The following is a 451-nucleotide window of genomic DNA, read 5'->3' as shown; positions in this document are numbered from 1 at the left end:
ATCAACTCGTTGCCCTGACGCTGGCCTTCCATCTCTACCAGAATAATGGTCGCCCGCGGCGCTGGCTGACGGCCATGAAGCGAGCTGCAGCAGATGGGGAAGTGGCGGATCGGCTGCGGGCGCTGCTGCATCCGGTGGCCGATCCGGAGATGCGCAAATTGAAGGCCCAAGAGCGCCGATGGAGGCGCCGTGACAAGGAGCGCCAGTCGGCCGAGGCGAGAGAACTCAGGGAGTCTCGCGACAATCTCAACGCGCATTTCGAGCAGTTGCGTACCGAGCTCAGTTCCCACCCGGAGCGGGCTGGCCAGCTGAACGCGATCCGCTACCTATTCGACCGCACCCGGGATGACCAGCACCAGAACCACTGGTCGAGCTACGACTGGCGTGGTCTGGCCGCGGACTTCGGGGACGACCTAGCGCGGCTGTTCAGGGACGCGGCACAGAATTCCTG

1 protein-coding gene is annotated in these 451 nt (G+C 64.3%); it reads left to right on the top strand.

The window, feature by feature from the left end:
- The coding region (locus tag EN749_RS38145) for a hypothetical protein (protein WP_189368065.1) at window positions 1-451 on the top strand (451 nt) is incomplete at both ends.

The organism is Mesorhizobium sp. M7A.F.Ca.ET.027.02.1.1 (genome assembly GCF_004022985.1).
Classification (GTDB): Bacteria; Pseudomonadota; Alphaproteobacteria; order Rhizobiales; family Rhizobiaceae; genus Mesorhizobium.
This window is presented reverse-complemented; position numbering and strand designations above follow the sequence as displayed.